At 51.9% G+C, this 347-nt stretch carries 1 protein-coding gene; it reads right to left on the bottom strand.

What is annotated here, in order from left to right:
• Positions 1-10 precede the first annotated feature (10 nt).
• Positions 11-118, bottom strand: a complete 108-nt coding sequence (ldrD, locus tag ACUU1M_RS20725) for a type I toxin-antitoxin system toxic polypeptide LdrD (RefSeq protein ID WP_000141634.1) — start codon at positions 116-118, stop codon at positions 11-13.
• Positions 119-347 lie beyond the last annotated feature (229 nt).

Below are 347 nucleotides of genomic sequence, written 5' to 3'. Positions count from 1 at the left end.
GCATGGCACGTTACTTCCGCTTGTTCAGCCAGTTCACGATCATACTGGCAAGAATACCAGCAATGACCGGAGCCGCTAAATCATGCCAGAAGGCCATGCCCAGTTCTGCGAACGTCATATAGCCGCCTGTATTGTAATGACAACGTTTCGCGGCTATTCTTGTATTGTTTGGATGCAAGAATGGCCCCCGTGGTGTTGTCAGGTGCATACCTGCAACGTGCGGGGGTTTTCTCTCTCCAGCAACCAATGCCACCAGGGATTAAGCCTCCGCAACATTGCGCCTCACCGGAATCCTTCCGGCTTGACGCTGATTCTACGACTGTTTTTTTGTTCCGGAATCCGTCTCA

The sequence above is a fragment of the Shigella sp. SIG6 genome, assembly GCF_053555815.1.
This window is presented reverse-complemented; position numbering and strand designations above follow the sequence as displayed.

Coding starts and splice junctions, on each gene's coding strand:
- ldrD (WP_000141634.1), bottom strand. CDS start 118: ATGACGTTCGCAGAACTGGGCATGGCCTTCTGGCATGATTTAGCGGCT.